Annotated in this window: 14 protein-coding genes; 7 read left to right on the top strand and 7 right to left on the bottom strand. The window is 48.7% G+C overall.

What is annotated here, in order from left to right:
- Positions 1–69: 69 nt before the first annotated feature.
- A complete protein-coding gene (locus PHW04_12825; protein ID MDD2716769.1) occupies positions 70–747 on the top strand; it encodes a hypothetical protein in 678 nt (225 codons plus the stop codon).
- Positions 748–756: 9 nt separating this feature from the next.
- Here the strand turns inward: PHW04_12825 and PHW04_12820 are convergent, their stop codons facing one another.
- The 6 genes from PHW04_12820 to PHW04_12795 form a co-directional block, all read right to left on the bottom strand.
- The gene (locus PHW04_12820; GenBank protein ID MDD2716768.1) at positions 757–1725 is read right to left on the bottom strand and encodes a TAXI family TRAP transporter solute-binding subunit; all 969 of its coding nucleotides are present in this window, start codon (positions 1723–1725) and stop codon (positions 757–759) included.
- Entirely contained in the window at positions 1715–3808 is a 2094-nt protein-coding gene (locus PHW04_12815) for a diguanylate cyclase (protein ID MDD2716767.1), read from the bottom strand. Before PHW04_12815 ends, PHW04_12820 begins: the two co-directional genes overlap by 11 nt.
- A gap of 143 nt (positions 3809–3951) precedes the next feature.
- Entirely contained in the window at positions 3952–5838 is a 1887-nt protein-coding gene (locus tag PHW04_12810; GenBank protein MDD2716766.1) for an SH3 domain-containing protein, read from the bottom strand.
- 159 nt (positions 5839–5997) lie between these two features.
- Positions 5998–6642, bottom strand: coding sequence for a hypothetical protein (locus PHW04_12805; GenBank protein MDD2716765.1), 645 nt, complete (start codon positions 6640–6642; stop codon positions 5998–6000).
- A 10-nt stretch (positions 6643–6652) separates the two neighbouring features.
- Positions 6653–7054, bottom strand: a complete 402-nt coding sequence (locus PHW04_12800) for a hypothetical protein (protein MDD2716764.1) — start codon at positions 7052–7054, stop codon at positions 6653–6655.
- 112 nt (positions 7055–7166) lie between these two features.
- Entirely contained in the window at positions 7167–7955 is a 789-nt protein-coding gene (locus tag PHW04_12795) for a hypothetical protein (protein MDD2716763.1), read from the bottom strand.
- A 169-nt stretch (positions 7956–8124) separates the two neighbouring features.
- On the opposite strand from PHW04_12795, the gene purB reads away from it, so the two are divergent.
- The 5 genes from purB (at position 8125) to purF (ending at position 14031) form a co-directional block, all read left to right on the top strand.
- The gene (gene purB, locus PHW04_12790; protein MDD2716762.1) at positions 8125–9420 is read left to right on the top strand and encodes an adenylosuccinate lyase; all 1296 of its coding nucleotides are present in this window, start codon (positions 8125–8127) and stop codon (positions 9418–9420) included.
- Positions 9421–9570: 150 nt separating this feature from the next.
- Complete coding sequence (gene purS, locus PHW04_12785) at positions 9571–9819, top strand: phosphoribosylformylglycinamidine synthase subunit PurS (GenBank protein ID MDD2716761.1); 249 nt, start codon at positions 9571–9573, stop codon at positions 9817–9819.
- Entirely contained in the window at positions 9816–10517 is a 702-nt protein-coding gene (gene purQ, locus PHW04_12780; GenBank protein MDD2716760.1) for a phosphoribosylformylglycinamidine synthase subunit PurQ, read from the top strand. The genes purS and purQ overlap by 4 nt, the downstream gene beginning before the upstream one ends.
- Positions 10514–12679, top strand: a complete 2166-nt coding sequence (gene purL / locus PHW04_12775; protein MDD2716759.1) for a phosphoribosylformylglycinamidine synthase subunit PurL — start codon at positions 10514–10516, stop codon at positions 12677–12679. Before purQ ends, purL begins: the two co-directional genes overlap by 4 nt.
- A complete protein-coding gene (purF, locus tag PHW04_12770) occupies positions 12661–14031 on the top strand; it encodes an amidophosphoribosyltransferase (protein MDD2716758.1) in 1371 nt (456 codons plus the stop codon). The genes purL and purF overlap by 19 nt, the downstream gene beginning before the upstream one ends.
- Positions 14032–14117: 86 nt before the next feature.
- Here the strand turns inward: purF and PHW04_12765 are convergent, their stop codons facing one another.
- Entirely contained in the window at positions 14118–14876 is a 759-nt protein-coding gene (locus tag PHW04_12765) for a hypothetical protein (GenBank protein MDD2716757.1), read from the bottom strand.
- Positions 14877–14981: 105 nt separating this feature from the next.
- Between PHW04_12765 and dnaX the strand changes: the two genes are divergently transcribed.
- On the top strand, positions 14982–16439 hold the full coding sequence (dnaX, locus tag PHW04_12760) for a DNA polymerase III subunit gamma/tau (GenBank protein ID MDD2716756.1): 1458 nt from the start codon (positions 14982–14984) through the stop codon (positions 16437–16439).
- Positions 16440–16447: the final 8 nt, after the last annotated feature.

Genomic DNA, 16447 nt, shown 5'->3' with positions numbered 1-16447 from the left:
ATTTTATTCAATTTTACAGTTTAAAACAACTCTGATATGCTGTCTTCAAATCAGTTGAAAGGAAATATGATGGGAAAAATAGTGATTTTGATGTTTTCAATCGCGTTCTGCACCTGTCTGCTGGGAGAAGATAAAGTGCCTTTGGCCGGAAGCAATGAAATCGCCTCAGACAAGGACATCCCTCCGGCAATTGCCAAAACAACCTCGGAAACTGTAGTGGAAAAACCGAAATGGCAGAGATTTGAAAATGAGTCTGCTGTGATCAGCCTGCTGTTCGACAAGGGCAAGAGTTTGCACTATATGAAGCTGAGCAAAACTTTCACGCTGGGATCGACTTTTTTCGAATTCTGCGCTTTTTATCCCTCCTCCAAGAAAGGCACAGCTGAAGTAAAAGGCGGAATTTCCACGATGATTGTGGAAAGCACCGGCTTTGACGCTCTAGGTACTCTGTATTATAAGGAAAATCAGAATCACATCCAGCGGGACTTGGAAAAAAATCCAAAAAACATCACTGAAAGCCTGGACAAGTTGAACTCCGAATTTTTTAAACTTGATAAACTCAACGAAAATTTTTTCAACGAATTTGTGGTCTCAGTGGCACAACTCTCAGAGTATCAGCATGAAACAAAGGAATATTTCTGCCCGCTCGGGAAAGTATTCCTGGAAGGATTTGTAGTGCTGATCGAGCGTTACGAATACAACAACGCTCTCAAGGCATCGCTGCTCCAGTTTCCGGAAGTGGAATGAATTTTCGGATCAGTCGCCCAGAAATCCTTTCTGCTGAAAGTACTTCCTCGCCCCTGGGTGCAGCATTCTGATTGAGATTCCCTTCAGGGCTTCAGAGAGCTTGATATCAGCTGCCCTGGGATGCAGGGTAGCCAGATATGGCGTATTGTCAAAGATCAGGCTGAGCATGGAATGGATCATTTCCTCATCGATGTTGTCAGTGGTAGCGAGAATCGCCCGCAGACCAAGAGAATGGATCTCGAACTTCTGCCCGTAAGTGCCTGCCGGGATAGTTTCCTTGCTGTAGCAGGAATATTCTGACGAAATTTTTTCCAGGATCGGATCCGGGAAGGACAGGATCCGGATCGGTTCCATTTTTGCGAGCATGCTCACGCCTTCTCCGGGAATGCCGCCGGTCCAGAAGATGGCATCGACATAACCATTCTGCAGCGCATCAGTGGCCTTGGTGAATTCCATGTATTTTGCGTTGTAATCTGTACTTTTCAATTCGAAATACTTCAGTACAAACTCTGCGTTCACCGCTGATCCCGAACCCTGGGCTCCAGGAACGATGTTTTTCCCCTTGAGATCTGCAATGCTTCTGATTTCAGAGGATTCCAGCACGATCACATGAATGATCTCGGGATACAGAGAAAGCACAACTCTGAGTTTAGTCACAGGCTGCTCGAACTTTCCCTGTCCCTTGAAAGCGTCCAGCAGTACATCGCTCTGGACAATGGCAAAAGCGGCATCGCCTTTATCCAGGTATTTGATATTGTCAACTGAGCCGGTCGTTGGTTCGGCGAGAGTAACAATCTGAGTGAGCCTGGAGTTGAACAGTTTGCTGAGTGCAAGACCTACAGGGTAATAAGTGCCATTGATGCTTGCCGTGGCAATGGAATAGAACTGCTTGGAGGAAACGATCTGCAAGGCTTCCCCGGCTCCTGCAAAGTTCAGACAGGAAAGCAGCAAAACCAGAACCAGCTTGTTAACTTTCATTTTTTTCTTCCATTACATCTCCCATGTCTTCATCGTAGAGACTGGTGCGGTTTCTCCCGCAGGATTTTGAACTGTAGAGCGCAATATCGGCGTGACTGATAAGTCCCCCCTTGTCCCCTGCCATCTTTGGATATTCCGCCAGGCCAAGGCTGATGGTGACATGCAGAGGATTATCCTGTCCGGGAAAAGGATATGATTCGACCTTTTTGCGCAATCTCTCTGCCAGGATCATGGCCTGTTCTGCTGCGGTGTTGGGAAGGATCACTCCAAACTCTTCGCCCCCATATCTGCAGGCTATATCGGTGGCCCGGGCTGTGGCCTGGATTATGCCTGCCACCTCGCGGAGAACGATATCGCCCTGCTGATGACCGAATTTATCGTTGAAGTTTTTGAAATGGTCGATATCCACCATGATCAGAGTGAGAGGATCTTTATAACGCCGGGCGCGGACTATCTCTTCGTCAAGCCGGATCTGAAAATACCGGTAAATATATAACCCCGTCAATCCATCGCGGATCGCCAGTTCATAAAGCTTGGAGTTGTCAAGTGAAATAGCCATCTGGGTCGAAATGGTCAGCAGCAATTCCATGTCGCTCGCTGTAAAGCTCGAATTATCGGTCCTGTCCGAGAGGTTGATCACTCCGAATGGCTTGTCCTTTACCACGAGCGGCACTGAAATCAGGGTACGCGGAGGTTTTAAATTTGAATTTGCAACATACTGCTTGAAGCGGGGGTCTTTGCTGCAGTCGACAGAAAGCACAGGAATTCCGGTTTTAACAACTTGTCCGGCAATCCCTTCTCCATATTTTATTTCAATCTGTTCCTTGAGTTCACCACTCATGATACTGCCGTCTTCACTGCGGAACAGCTTGACACTGGTCAGTTTGAGAAGATCGTTTTTATCCGAGAGCAGCATGATGGAACCCCTGCGCGCACCGAACAGCTTAATCAGCTGGGTCAAAATTTTATCCAGTACTTCCTGATATCCTGAGGAATGGCTGATAATCTGTGAAATCTGAAAAAGCGCAGATAATTCGAAGATTTTCTTTAAAATTTTTTCTGCCATATTGTCTATGCATCCGGCCAGAAAGCCTATTTCATCCTTCCTGGGAAGGTTGAGCCTGACCGAGAGATTGCCGTCTGAAATCTCATTGACTTTCCCGGCAATGAAAATGATCGGAGAAGTGATTTGAAGCGAAAAGAAAATGCCTGACAGAATCGCCAGAATTCCGGCCAGCAGGATTGCCATCTTCACGTTACGCTTGATGGTTGTGACAAGTGAGTAAATCTCCTTAGCCTCCTGCGTGACAATCACTTTCAAACCATAATGCAGAAGGGGGAGTACGACAGCCACTTGTGTGATTTCATTGCGGCCAAAGTTGATATCGTATGCTCCATAAGGCTCACGGATCATGCGGTTGATGAGTTCGAGCGGAAAATCCTTAGTTTCCAGTATATTATCTCCTTCCCTTGTAACCAGGAAAATCATGAAAGTCGTGCCGACCGCGATCCTGTCAAGAGATTTGCGTAATTCAAAAAAAGAAACTGTCGCGATGATTAAAGCATTATTCTGATCACCGGCTCTCACTTTGAAAAGCCATTTACCTTGTGAAAAATAAAATTCATCCTGTGAAGTCAGAAGTTTTTCTTCGTTTACAGTCAATTCAGGAGTACCTTCTGTGGAACATCCCATCACTCTGCCGTCCATTCCCGTAACTATAATCCTTTCAATGAACTCAAATTCTTCATCAATCTGGCGGGCTGCGGCTGAAATCTGGCCTGTATTTCCGCTTTCCAGCCTCTTGTCTTTTTTCAGAAAATTCATGATAGTCATGTAATGAGAGACAAAATTATCGACTTCTGTCTTGACCTGCTGCACAGCCTGTAAGTTAGTCGTGATCATCAGGTCCTGCGATAGTTTGGCCAGAGTATTGAAGGAATAAACACCGAGTATTACAAGTGGTGTCACTGCGATAATGAAAATACCCAGCAGTGTTTTAAGCTTGATACTTGAATAAAAAGGGATTTTCCCTCTGGTTGAAGAAGAAATTACCGAATTGTCCGCTCTTTTCTCAGTGTTCATGTTTTGTTGCCCGGCACATTCAGAATATCCGCTGAAACATCCGCTGTCAAACGAACAGCCTGCAGATAAAGCTTTGCAACACTAAAAAAAGGACCGGAAAAAATCCGGTCCTTGATCTGACAGTTTACTAATCGTTTTCAGTACTATGGCTGCGCTGGTTCCGGCCAATTCACTGTAAGGATGGAATTGTGGATATATCCGACTTTTCCGCTTGGGATCACCACTTTGAACCAGTTGCCGTTCTTTTCGGTCACCACTACCTTTGCTCCCTTGCCGAGCGTGGCAATCACGCTGAAATTAGTGCCCGGCCCTGAACGCACATTAGCGGTTTCCCCGGAATTGACATTGACGGAACCGATCTTCTGCTTGTCGTTGTTCAGCTTGATTTCCAAGACTTTGCTGCCGGTCGAAACCCCCTCGTGCAGCATTTCGATCTTGATGGAAGCGCTGGAATCCAGCAGTGCATCTTCTGCAATGCGGCCAAGCGGCAGAATGATTTTTCCGGTTTTCCGTCCCAGGACCGGATCAGCGGAGAATGATCCCGCAGGATTGACAGCGGGATTCGAGCTTTGGATGTTGAAAGTCAGAGTCTTGGAATCCACAAACCCAAAGTTGGCTGCCTGCACAATGATTTCAATCGATTCCCCGGCAGTGAAGATTCCATCTCCACTGGTTTCGGTCACCAGCGCTTTATACATTTCCAGCACTGCTGCTTCATTGTATCTCTTATCGGCGGCAGCTACTCCGGAATCCTTACCCTGGGCATAGGCAACAGGGTACACTTCAGCAGCTGTCTTATCATAGCCGGCGCGATAGCCGTTATCATAGAGCTTCTTGCAGTTTGCAGCATAACTTTCAGACTGGCCTTTCCGGTATCCGTCGTCATGCCCGCGGGTACGCTCTGAAGCATATTCCAGATTTCTGTAGGAATTGTAGGTGTCGTTGTATGAGCGGTCATATGTTTCCTGATAGGCAGCCCCGTAAGCCTGGTCTTTACCCTGCTGGTGTCCGCTGCCGTAACCTATCTGATAAGAGAATCTGTAAGCGTTGTCGTATGCGGCCTGATAGGTCTGGCGGTATCCGCGATTGTATGACTCCTGATATGTCTGGTTATAGCCTGCCTGATATCCGGCATTATAGCCCTGCTGATAGTAGACTGAGTCATGCGGGCCACGTGAGTTCCTAAGCATTGAAAGTTCAAAATCCACTCCGTCTTCAACAAGACAGGCGGTCAGTTCCTCTGCTTCGCGTCTCTGGTTTTCTGACCAGAACTGGTCTCTGATCTGCTTCTCTTTCTCTGCAAATCCGGCTACATATCCTGCTTTGTTTCCTTTATCCTGTTCAGCGGTCTGCGCATCTGTGGTGCCTTTATTATAACCCTTGTCATAGGAACCTGACTGCTGGGCATCCTGTGCTCCCTGAGCCTGGCCCTCGGAGTTTCCCGAGGTATAACCTTCGTTATAACAGCGCTGCTCGCCTGCGACTTTGCCGTTCAGAGCTCCCTTGGCTTCACCGTCTGCCCTGCCCTGCCTGATTCCTTCAGCGCGGCCTTCACTCTCTCCATCGCGCTGTCCGGCAGCATAGCCCTGATTCCGGCCATCATTCCTGCCTCTGTTATCGCCTTCGCTGCGGCCGGCATTCTGTCCGTTCCGGTCGCCCTCGACTCTGCCCTGCATCTGGCCGTTTCTAGTGCCATCCTGATAGCCGGCATTGTATTCAGCCTGGGGATTCGGCTGTGGAGGAGGCGGAGGATTGGGATTAGGATGTGGGTTGGGGTTGGGGTTAGGATTAGGATTCGGGTGCGGGTTGGGGTTAGGATTAGGATTCGGGTGCGGGTTGGGATTTGGGTGTGGGTTAGGATTTGGGTTGGGGTTAGGATTGGGATTTGGGTGCGGGTTGGGATTAGGATGCGGGTTGTTGTGATCGCTTTGACCTGGATTCCATTGATTGGGGAAAGGCCGGTCTCCTGCAGTATCAGCAAAACAAAGTGAAGCTATGAACAGCATCACCACAATAAACGTAAGTTTCATTACAAAATCCTCCTGATTCAATTTGTCTTGGTGTAAATATACCCGGCTCTGAAAGAATGTAAAGCATCAATTTGCATCAAATATTGAATTTGGGGAATTTAAGGTGAATGAACCTGATAGTACAAATGTTTGAGGCTACGTCCAACCGGGAAAATAAAATCAGTTCAGTGATATTCTGTCGATTTCTATGTCAGCAGGTTTGGTTTTGAACCAGCTGTCGTGATGCGCAATCACTGCTGTCCCATGCTCACTGCAGTAAACACCCAGTTCAGGATGCACATCATCAGGACGCACGAGCCTGCGCTTGGGGTAGATTATATATTCTCCGCCGGCCGGGCAGACCGGCAGGATTTGAGCTGGAAGAAATTCTTTGATTTTTTCGATGATTTTCTGATCTATGAAAATCTCATCGTACTCGCAGCGGTCTTCATTATATTCAAACCTGATCAGCTCGCAGTACTTTCCGGTGTGGTTGAACATCAGAAGTGCATCTTCAATCACATGGCAATTGACGTTGCAGGCAGCCTGTTCAGTGATCGGGGCTGAAAACAGACCTGAATTAGCCGGATAATCTCCCATCCGGAGAAGGAAACGGGCGACATCGCTGTATCCTAACTGTATCGCGTATTTAAGAGGCGTCAGGTTCTTCTCGTTGATGGTGTTGATTCTGGCGCCGGCATTGATCAAATCCCTGATCCTGGTCATGTTGCGTTTCTGGATCGCATCCATCAGTTCATCCTCGAGCGCTCCGGCATAAATACTGAAAGCAGCCAGTAAAAGCACAGTCAGGATTTTAGTTTTCATCATGCCCCCGTCATTGGTCAGGATCTCCATGCACACTGCACCAGGCACCGGTCTTTGGGTCAAAACAGTAAACTCCGCCGTCAGGACAAACAGGCAGCTTTCCGGAATCAAGATACAGACCGATCCTGTCCTTGATCTCTGAAAATCTTACTTTCCCCCGTATTCTCCGCTTCTTTGACCTGCCCAGATTGTACATATCCACCGCATTCTCAAGTCTCCTGATATTAATTTTACAGGAGTCCCGATTCTGTCTCACTGAACTGAAAATGTTGCTTTCCTGCTCCATGTTTTTCGGGTACAGTGCTCCCTGGCTTTCCAGAAAACGTGTGATCCTGTCATATCCGTTCCTGAGCGAAAGCTGCAGTGCAGTTTCACCAGAACTGTTCACAGAGTTCACATCAATACCCCGCAACATTATCTCCTTAACTCTGGTCAAATCATTTCCCATTACCGCCGAAAAAAGATCATTTTCCAGGGGACCGGCGGACAAAGAACCGGCGAGTAGCCAAAAAAAAACAAACACTCTAATCAGTGCCTGCTTCCTTCGTTTGAGCGTTGAAATGTATGATCTCACTGGTAGCAGCCTCAGAATACTGATCAATGTCTGTGAGAAGGTTTTCAATCTGTTTTCTTTCTTTGTCAACAGAAGCAACCGGCAGGTAAAGCTGAAAATAATGCTTGGCTTCCCTGGGTCTGCCGATCTTCAGATAGTCCAGCCCCAGGTTTCTGAGCGTAGTATCGTTGTCCGGGTTGATTTCGATGGCCTTCAAATAGCAGTCGATGGATTTCAACAGCAGGGTGTTTTTATCTGCGCTGGTTTCAGCAGTTTCCTTGTACATGAAACCGAGATCATTCCAATAAATAGCCACTTTAGGGTCTGACGACACAGCCCTTTCCATCATCAAGATTGCTCTTGGCTTGTCGATCTTTGAATCCCAGTAAGAACTACCAAGCTTATACAACACATAAGCATTCTTTGGATCGACCTGGATGATCGTTTCGTAAAGGGCGATCGCTTTCTGGTAAAACAGGTGCGCCGACTTGGGATAACCTTTGGCATCCTTATAACAATAATCAGCCTGCTGGGTCAATTCAGCGACTTTGTCATAATTCAAATCCTTGATTTCAGTACTTTCACCACTTGTCTCACCGGTTGAGGAACCCCCGTCATAAGCCGAGAAAGCATCCTTTATGCTCTGCGTAACTCCGCCGCTCCCAGGGTCTGGTTTCTGAGTGTTAGCAGTGATTTCCCCGGTTCCGGCATGCACAAGACCCACAATAATCATTAAAGCAAACAGAAGCATCAACTTCATGGCTACCTCCAGCTATAAGATAATTATAGCCTAAATCCAAAAAACAGTATCATTTACATACTAATAATAATCACTCAGGAATGAACTGCGCAAGAATTTGGTCAGAGGTCTGTTTCATTTAAGGGAGGTCGGGTATAATAAGAAAAAATTACTCCCTAGGGAGATCCAGATGATTGAGCGCTATTCCCTCCCCGAGATCAATGCCGTCTTTTCCGAGCAAAACAAGTATGAAACCTGGCTGAGGGTTGAACTTGCTTACACTGAGTCTCTGGTCAGTTCAGGCATTGCCCCTCTTTCATGTTTGAACGCGATCCTGGAAAAAGCCAGAATCAACCCGAAACGAATCCAGGAAATCGAAGTCCGCACCAACCACGATCTGATTGCCTTCCTGGAAAGCCTCAGCGAAACCGTAGGGGATTATGCCCGTTTCATCCATCTCGGTCTCACCTCTTCGGATATCGTAGATACTGCTCAGATGCTGATCATGCTGCAGGCGCTCAGTCTGATCGAGAAAAAAATCCTGAGGCTGACTGACCTGTTGCGCGAACTGGCTCTCAAGTATAAAAAACTGCCTGAGATCGGCCGCACACACGGCATCCATGCTGAGCCGCTTACCCTGGGTGTGAAATTTCTGCTCTTTCATTGCGAATTCAAGCGGCATCTGGAGCGGCTCGCTGAAACCCGGAACCGCCTGTCTGTAGGCAAACTCTCCGGGGCTGTCGGCACTTACAGCCAGAACACCCCTGAACTTGAAAAAAACGCACTGGCCAGTCTGGGATTGTCCCCCTGTCCTGTTACCACTCAGGTCATTCAGCGCGACAGAATCGCAGATTATTTTTACCTGCTTTCAGTGATCGGAGCATCGCTCGAAAAAATCGCCACTGAAATCCGCCATCTGCAGCGGACTGAGGTCAGGGAGCTGGAAGAGCCGTTCGGCAAAGGCCAGAAGGGATCTTCAGCCATGCCTCACAAGCGCAATCCGATCATCTGCGAGAGGATCTGTGGGATCTCCAGGCTCCTTCGAAGTTACCTCATACCCTCCCTGGAAAACATTCCTCTCTGGCATGAGCGTGATATTTCCCACTCTTCCGTAGAGCGGGTGACAATCCCTGACGCCAGCATCCTGGCTTATTATGCCCTGGAAAAGATGACAGGGGTGATTTCCGGCCTTACAGTAAATGAAAGTCAAATCGAGCGGAATCTGCATCTGCTTGGTGATGCCTTCTTTTCCCAGCGGATTCTTTTGCACCTGGTGGAAAAAAAAGGCATGGCCAGAGATAAAGCCTACGTGATGCTTCAGGAAGTCACTCACTGTCTGTACCAGGGTGGGATGGATATCCGGAAAGCCCTGGCTGAACATAAAGACCTGCGTGCTGTCCTGAGCCAGGAAGAAATCAGTGATCTTACCGACATTTCTCACTTTTTCCGGAATCTGGATGCTATATATGAAAGGGCATTGAAGTGATGATTCGAGTCCAAGAATGCAAGATGTTGGTAAGTTGGTATGTTAGTAGGTTAACGTTTATTTCCGATTCCCAACATACAAACATACTAACCTGCTGACTTCTTTGCGAATGTTAGTTTTCAGATGTTTTCGAAAGTGAGGATTAACCCCATGTTCCAAGCTGAAGTGTTAGTGTATCTAAGGCCGTCAATTCAAGATCCCCAGGGAGTTGTAATCGAGCGAACTCTGCAGCAACTCGGTTTCGCGGATCTGCAGAAAGTCCGGACAGGCAAGTATTTCCGGTTGTCGCTTGCTGCAAAGAACAGTCACGATGCCCAGAAAGAAGCTGAACGGATGTGCAGGGAACTGCTGGCCAACACGGTGATTGAGGATTACAGAGTGGAAGTGAGGGAAGCATGAAAGCTGCTGTCATCCTGTTCCCAGGTTCCAACTGCGAGCGCGACACTTATTATGCCTTGGAACAGATGGGTTTCGAGCCATATTATCTCTGGCACAGGAGCGAAAAAATGGAGGACAGGACGGTACTGGCCGTTCTACCCGGCGGCTTCTCTTTCGGCGATTACCTGAGGACCGGTGCCATCGCCTGCCATTCGCCTGTGATGAAGGCTGTGCGGAAATTCAGTGCAGGCGGAGGGCTGGTGCTGGGTATCTGCAACGGTTTCCAGATTCTCACTGAATCCGGGTTGCTCCCTGGAGTGCTGCAGATCAATACATCGCTTCAATTCCATTGCCATGATGTATTTCTGACCTGTGAGAATTCCGAAACCCCGTTTACATCCGGAGTGAAGGGAACCCTCAAACTCCCCATCGCCCATTACGAGGGGAATTATTTTATTGAGAAGAAAGATTTTCCAGGGCTTACGAAAAACAATCAGATCGCCTTCAGTTACGCCACTCCGGAAGGAAAAAAAAGCAGGCGTTTCAATCCAAACGGCTCCATCTCCGATATCGCCGGAGTCATGAATCGTGAAAAAAACATCCTGGGCATGATGCCGCATCCGGAACGCGCGATAGAGCAGATTTTAGGCGGATCTGACGGCAGCATGATTTTCAGGTCCCTCTTTGCGTCCCTGAAAAAAGGAGGTAGGAAAAAATGAACCAAGCCGAGCTGGCCAAGTTGAACCTCAAACAGGATGAATATAAAGAAATCTGCAGACGCATGAAGAGGGAGCCAAATTTCGTCGAACTGGGAATTTTTTCAGTGCTCTGGTCAGAACACTGTTCATACAAAAGTTCGAAAATCTATTTGAAAACCCTGCCTACCAAAGGCGAACATGTGCTGCAGGGGCCGGGTGAGAATGCCGGGATCGTCGATCTCGGCAAGGGCGAAGCCCTGGCTTTCAAGATCGAGTCGCACAATCACCCTTCATATGTGGAACCATTTCAGGGAGCTGCCACAGGTGTCGGTGGTATCCTGCGAGACATTTTCACCATGGGTGCCCGACCGATCGCACTGCTTGATTCGATCCATTTCGGCAATCCGGATAAATCCAAGAAAAACAGCTATCTGTTTGAGCGGGTGGTCGCTGGTATCTCCTGGTATGGCAACTGCATCGGTATCCCGACAGTAGGTGGAGAAACCAAATTTGATGACTGCTATTCCCGGAATCCGCTTGTAAACGTGATGACCGCCGGTCTGGTTGCTTCGGACGGCATCAGGCGCGGTGTTGCATCCGGAGTAGGAAACCCGGTGATCTATGTGGGCAGCAAGACCGGCAGGGACGGTATCCATGGTGCCACCTTTGCTTCGGACCAGCTCGACGACCAGTCGGACTCAGACAGGCCGGCAGTGCAGGTAGGAGATCCGTTCAGTGAAAAATTGCTGCTGGAGGCCTGCCTGGAACTGTTCCAGACGGATTATGTCGTAGGTATCCAGGATATGGGCGCCGCAGGTCTGACTTCGTCCTCAATCGAAATGGCTCAGCGGGGCGGAGTGGGTATCAGACTAGATCTGGACCTGGTTCCTCAGCGCGAGGAGAGGATGAGCGCTTACGAAATCATGCTGTCTGAGTCTCAGGAGAGGATGCTGCTCGTAGGAAAAAAAGGTGCAGAGAAAAAAATCGCTGAAATTTTCCATAAATGGGACCTCAACTATGCAGTGATCGGTGAGATCATCAGTAAACCGGAAGTCCGGATCCAGCATCTGGGAAAATCCGCGGCAGTAATTCCGCTTGCTGCGCTTGAAGCTCCGGAATACAAGCGTCCTGCGAAACCGCGCGTCAAAAGTGCTGCAAAGCCCCTGAATCTTGTTAAACACTCCAATCTTCAGTCGGATTTCATAAGACTGCTGGAACAGTCTCCCGGACTGCGCTACCTGGGAGATGTTTTTCACAAGTACGATTATCAGGTGGGCACAAATACAGCAGTAGGACCTGGAGCAGACACGTCAGTGCTGAGGCTCAAAGGCGGTAAAAGGGCTGTGGCCCTTAATCTGGAAAGCAATGGACGGCTATGCTACCTGAATCCGTTTGAAGGCACCAAAGCGGTCCTCTCAGAAGCTGTGATCAACCAGGCCTGCATGGGAGCATCTCCGCTTGGCCTCACTAATTGCCTTAACTTCGGCTCTCCAGAGAAGCCTGAAATCATGTGGGAATTCGCGGAAGTCATCAGAGGTATGCGGGACACCTGCAATTTTTTCAAAATCCCCGTAACTGGCGGCAATGTGAGTTTTTATAACGACTATTCAGAAAACTCCATCTATCCGACCCCGGTTTTCGGCCTGGCCGGTCTGATCAATGACTGCAGTGTCCTGCCTGTGATACAAGAGGGTTACCTTTATCTTGCCGGTGAAAGTTCGTCACTGGCAGGTTCCGCTTTTCTGAAATGCTTTCCACAACCGGATCCTGATTTCCAGGTGGATCTGGAAAAAATCCAGAATCTGCAGAAATTCATTCTCTCGTCTTATGACAAAGGACTGCTCACTGCTGCGCATGACATCGCTGAAGGCGGGTTGTTTTTCTCTCTGCTGGAATCTGTGGCCCTGCGAAAAAAAATCGGAGTGGACATTACCTTGCCCGAAGGTTTCTCTGTCTGCGATATTTATGCCGAACTGCCTGGAAAGGCTTTACTCATAGTAAAGCCTGATAAGCGTAAATCTTTCGAAAAAGCAGCCGGATCTGTTGACTTTCCGGTCAATCTGATCGGAAAAGTCGTGGGAAAAGAACAGTTTTCGATCAACGGAGAAAAATGGGATTTCAGGAGATTGAAAGATCTCTATTTCAGAAAATGCCCGAGGTTGAAATGCTTTTTGACAAAATGAGCGAAGAGTGCGGGGTTTTCGGTTATCATTCAGCGACGCCGGACGCTTCGATTGCCAGTCTGATCTTTTACGGTCTGTTCGCGCTGCAGCACCGAGGCCAGGAAAGCTGCGGAATCGCCGTGAATCGGGACAGAAAACTAATCCTCAGTAAAAAAATGGGACTGGTGGCTCATTCCTTTAATGCAGCTGAACTTTCTGGTTTGAACGGCAGGATGGGGATTGGTCATGTGCGCTATTCAACAGCCGGAGATTCGGAAATTGCCAATGCCCAGCCTCTCTGTGCCGAGATCGGAAAATCATATACCGATTTCATCGCCCTCGGCCATAACGGCAACCTCACCAATGCGGCGGAACTGAAGGATGAGCTGAAGAACAGCGGCTCCACGTTCCATTCCACTACAGACAGCGAAGTGATTTTGACCCTGATCGCACGAGCCAGGGAAAACGACCTGATCGGAGATCTTAAATCCTCTCTGGCCAGGCTGAAAGGTGCTTTCTCCCTCGTCATCCTCACCAGCGACTGCCTGATAGGCGTACGGGATCCATATGGAGTACGTCCGCTGGTGCTTGGAAAACAGGGTCAAGACTGGGTGCTGGCCTCTGAAACCTGCGCCCTGGACATCATCAAGGCCGAATTTGTGCGCGAACTCTCCCCTGGAGAAATTCTGATCATCGATAAAAACGGCCTGAAAAGCGAATTTCTTCCTCCTGTTAATGTCAAGAAGCAGTGCGTGTTCGAGCTGATCTATTTTTCACGGCCTGACAGCTATCATTTCGGTACCAATGTCCATATCGCCCGGGAACGGATGGGGGCTGCACTGGCGAGGCAGGACAACGGACTTCAAGCGGATTACGTTATAGCCATACCTGACTCGGGCGTAGCGGCATCCCTTGGTTACGGACAGGAATCAGGTATCACCTATGAACGGGGATTCACCAGAAACCACTATATCGGCAGGAGTTTCATCCACCCCTTCCAGGACCAGCGGGAAATGGTAGTCAAAGTCAAACTGAATCCTGTTTATCCCATTGTCAATAAACATGACCTTGTAGTGATCGACGATTCACTGGTGCGCGGTACCACCTGCCGGCAGATCGTAAAAATTCTGAGGGACTTCGGCTGCGGAAAAGTGCATCTCCGTTTCGCCTCTCCACCGATCAGGCACTCCTGTGTCTATGGGATCGACACCCCGCACAGAGAGAAACTCCTGGCAGCCAACATGGATCTGGAAGGTATCAGAGAATTCGTCGGAGCGGACAGCGTCAAATACCTGAGCCTGGAAAATCTGAAAAGCTGCCTGGCCCAGCCCGACGATTTCTGTTACGCCTGCTTTGATGGGAAGTACTTTTAGTGTCAGTTAAAACTGAGCTGCTGCGAAGTTTTTACTGACACTTATCCCCGGAGTCCTTTTGTATACTGCAAAAGGACGGAGTGGGATTAACCCCCGGAACCCTTCATGTAATGCTTCAGCATTGCGTCGATGATTTCGCGGTTCTCGTGATTTGGTTCGTTTTTCGCCAGCTGCTGGAAAATGAATACCAGCGTAGAATTGTGGAAATTGCCCATCCTTTTGATCGCCACTCTGCGGGCCAGCGAATCCGGATGCTTCTTGGCGATCTCAGCCAGCACGAAAATCATTTCCTCGCCGCATTCATCGCAGAGTTTGGTAACTACATACAAGGGAGATCTGAAGGCTTCTTCGATCAGCCGTTTGCCCACATCCCGTGTTTTCTGAGTAGTGGCGGATAAGAGCTGAGAGGCCGTGCTGCGGCTGCAGACCGAATAATTGACGGTCCGGTGCGTGATCATCTCTATCTGGTCTCTGAGCGTGAGATTCAAGGGGTCGCTGGTAAGAATCTCGATTTCATTTCCTGTTGCATCGAGAACGAAAATCTTGTTCTGTTTGGCAAAGATTGAAGTCAATCCCGACTGGTCCTCAGGGATACTCTCCTGTTCCAGGCGTTTTTTAGCTTCTTCCAGAGAGTGGTAGCGGATTTTAAGCTGCTCGGCCAGTGTCTGGTACAGCACTTCCTCGTCAATGAAACCTTTGCGCACCAGGAGCTCCCCGATGAATTCCTTGGTTTCAGCCTGTGCCTGCAGGCACTCCATCAGCTGGTCCTCTGTGATCAGATGTTTGTCCACCAGAATCTGGCCAAGCCTCTTTTTTTGAATAAATTCAGATATGAAGTCAGTCATTCCATCTCCAAGTCGAATCCGGAATCTTAAATGTTGCAGATTCCCGTCTTGATATATAATATATGTTATACAACATTTCGGCAAATTGATGAAAAATCCCAGATTATGAGTCTTTATCAGAAATACAGGCCACGGAAATTTTCCGAACTTGTCGGGCAGAACCACGTAACAGGCGTCCTGAAAAACTCGCTGAAAACGGGAAAGCTCACCCATGCCTATCTTTTCTGCGGCCCAAGGGGCAGCGGAAAAACCTCCACAGCCAGGATACTCACCAAAGCCATCAATTGCCTGTCTCCCATCGATTTTGAACCCTGTCTATCATGCTCCAACTGTCGTTCGATCGAACAGGGTACTTTCGTGGATTTGTTCGAAATCGACGCGGCCAGCAACCGCAAGGTGGAAGACATCAGGGACTTGAGGGAAAAAGTGATCTTCGCCCCCCAGTGCGGAAAGTACAAGGTGTACATTATCGACGAAGCCCACATGTTGACCAGGGAGGCTTTCAATGCCTTTCTCAAGATGCTGGAAGAGCCCCCCAGTCATACAATCTTCATTCTGGCCACCACTGAACCGGAAAAGCTTCTCCCTACGATCATTTCCAGGTGTCAGCGCCACAATTTCAGAAGAGCGAGCCTGCCGGAGATCGCCGGTCACCTCGAAAAAATCTGGCTGCTGGAAAAAAGCGAACGCGGTCTCGGTGAAATTGAATCTTCTGCCTTCATGACAATCGCCAGACTGTCTGACGGTGCCTTGCGCGACTCTCTCTGCCTGCTTGAACAGCTTACCCTGCTGCCTAAAGATAAGATTACAAGCCCTGACCTTGATCTTCTGTTCGGATTGCTCCCTTCCGAGACCTGTCAGATGATAGTAGAGCTTCTTTCCAAAAAGAATTACCCGGACCTCGACAACCTGGTCAATCGAGTGCTGGACGGCGGCACATCGGTCAATTTTCTGATCCAGGAACTGATCACCCATCTGAAAGAGAAAATCCTCTCTGCTGAAGCCGATTCCCAGCTCCTGGTCTATCTGCTGGAAAATCTGATCTGGAGTCTGGAAAAGCTCCGCTGGCACCCTTTTCCCCGCCAGGTGCTGGATCTTGTGTTTATGAAAACTCTTTTCCAGGGGGGTTATTCCAGGGAGCAGAGAGCCTCCCCTGAACCCGCATTAAGGCGCAGTTCTGAGACCACCATCATTAAGCCTCCTGCTCAGCCGGTGTCACCGCCGACTCCGTCTGTTTTGGAAGACAAAAAAATCGACACTCTCATTTTCCAGTTGTCCAACTCTCACCCCGGGCTCGCAGCAATCCTTAGAAACGCCAAAGTCAAACTCTGGTCGCCCGAAAAACTTTCTCTTTCGTTCTTCACTCCTTTTGAATTCAAGTTCGCAAGCCTTCAGGACCAGAAAAAGATCATTCTGGAAGTGCTTAGTAAACACTTCAACGAAAAGCCTGACCTGGACATATCGCTCGATAAGCCTGCCTCCAGAGCTGACAATCTCCCCCCGCAGGTGAAGAAGCTTCAGGAAATGTTCGGGGCTGAAATCATAGATATTATCAACAATTAGAACATCCG

It is taken from the genome of Candidatus Wallbacteria bacterium, from assembly GCA_028687545.1.
GTDB lineage: Bacteria > Muiribacteriota > JAQTZZ01 > JAQTZZ01 > JAQTZZ01 > JAQTZZ01.
This window is presented reverse-complemented; position numbering and strand designations above follow the sequence as displayed.

Excerpts from the sequence above, each read along its gene's own strand:
- PHW04_12795 (MDD2716763.1), bottom strand. The coding sequence starts at position 7,955 with ATGAAGTTGATGCTTCTGTTTGCTTTAATGATTATTGTGGGTCTTGTG.
- PHW04_12825 (MDD2716769.1), top strand. The coding sequence starts at position 70 with ATGGGAAAAATAGTGATTTTGATGTTTTCAATCGCGTTCTGCACCTGT.
- PHW04_12805 (MDD2716765.1), bottom strand. The coding sequence starts at position 6,642 with ATGAAAACTAAAATCCTGACTGTGCTTTTACTGGCTGCTTTCAGTATT.
- PHW04_12815 (MDD2716767.1), bottom strand. The coding sequence starts at position 3,808 with ATGAACACTGAGAAAAGAGCGGACAATTCGGTAATTTCTTCTTCAACC.
- purF (MDD2716758.1), top strand. The coding sequence starts at position 12,661 with ATGCTTTTTGACAAAATGAGCGAAGAGTGCGGGGTTTTCGGTTATCAT.
- PHW04_12810 (MDD2716766.1), bottom strand. The coding sequence starts at position 5,838 with ATGAAACTTACGTTTATTGTGGTGATGCTGTTCATAGCTTCACTTTGT.
- dnaX (MDD2716756.1), top strand. The coding sequence starts at position 14,982 with ATGAGTCTTTATCAGAAATACAGGCCACGGAAATTTTCCGAACTTGTC.
- PHW04_12765 (MDD2716757.1), bottom strand. The coding sequence starts at position 14,876 with ATGACTGACTTCATATCTGAATTTATTCAAAAAAAGAGGCTTGGCCAG.
- purB (MDD2716762.1), top strand. The coding sequence starts at position 8,125 with ATGATTGAGCGCTATTCCCTCCCCGAGATCAATGCCGTCTTTTCCGAG.
- PHW04_12820 (MDD2716768.1), bottom strand. The coding sequence starts at position 1,725 with ATGAAAGTTAACAAGCTGGTTCTGGTTTTGCTGCTTTCCTGTCTGAAC.
- purL (MDD2716759.1), top strand. The coding sequence starts at position 10,514 with ATGAACCAAGCCGAGCTGGCCAAGTTGAACCTCAAACAGGATGAATAT.
- purS (MDD2716761.1), top strand. The coding sequence starts at position 9,571 with ATGTTCCAAGCTGAAGTGTTAGTGTATCTAAGGCCGTCAATTCAAGAT.
- purQ (MDD2716760.1), top strand. The coding sequence starts at position 9,816 with ATGAAAGCTGCTGTCATCCTGTTCCCAGGTTCCAACTGCGAGCGCGAC.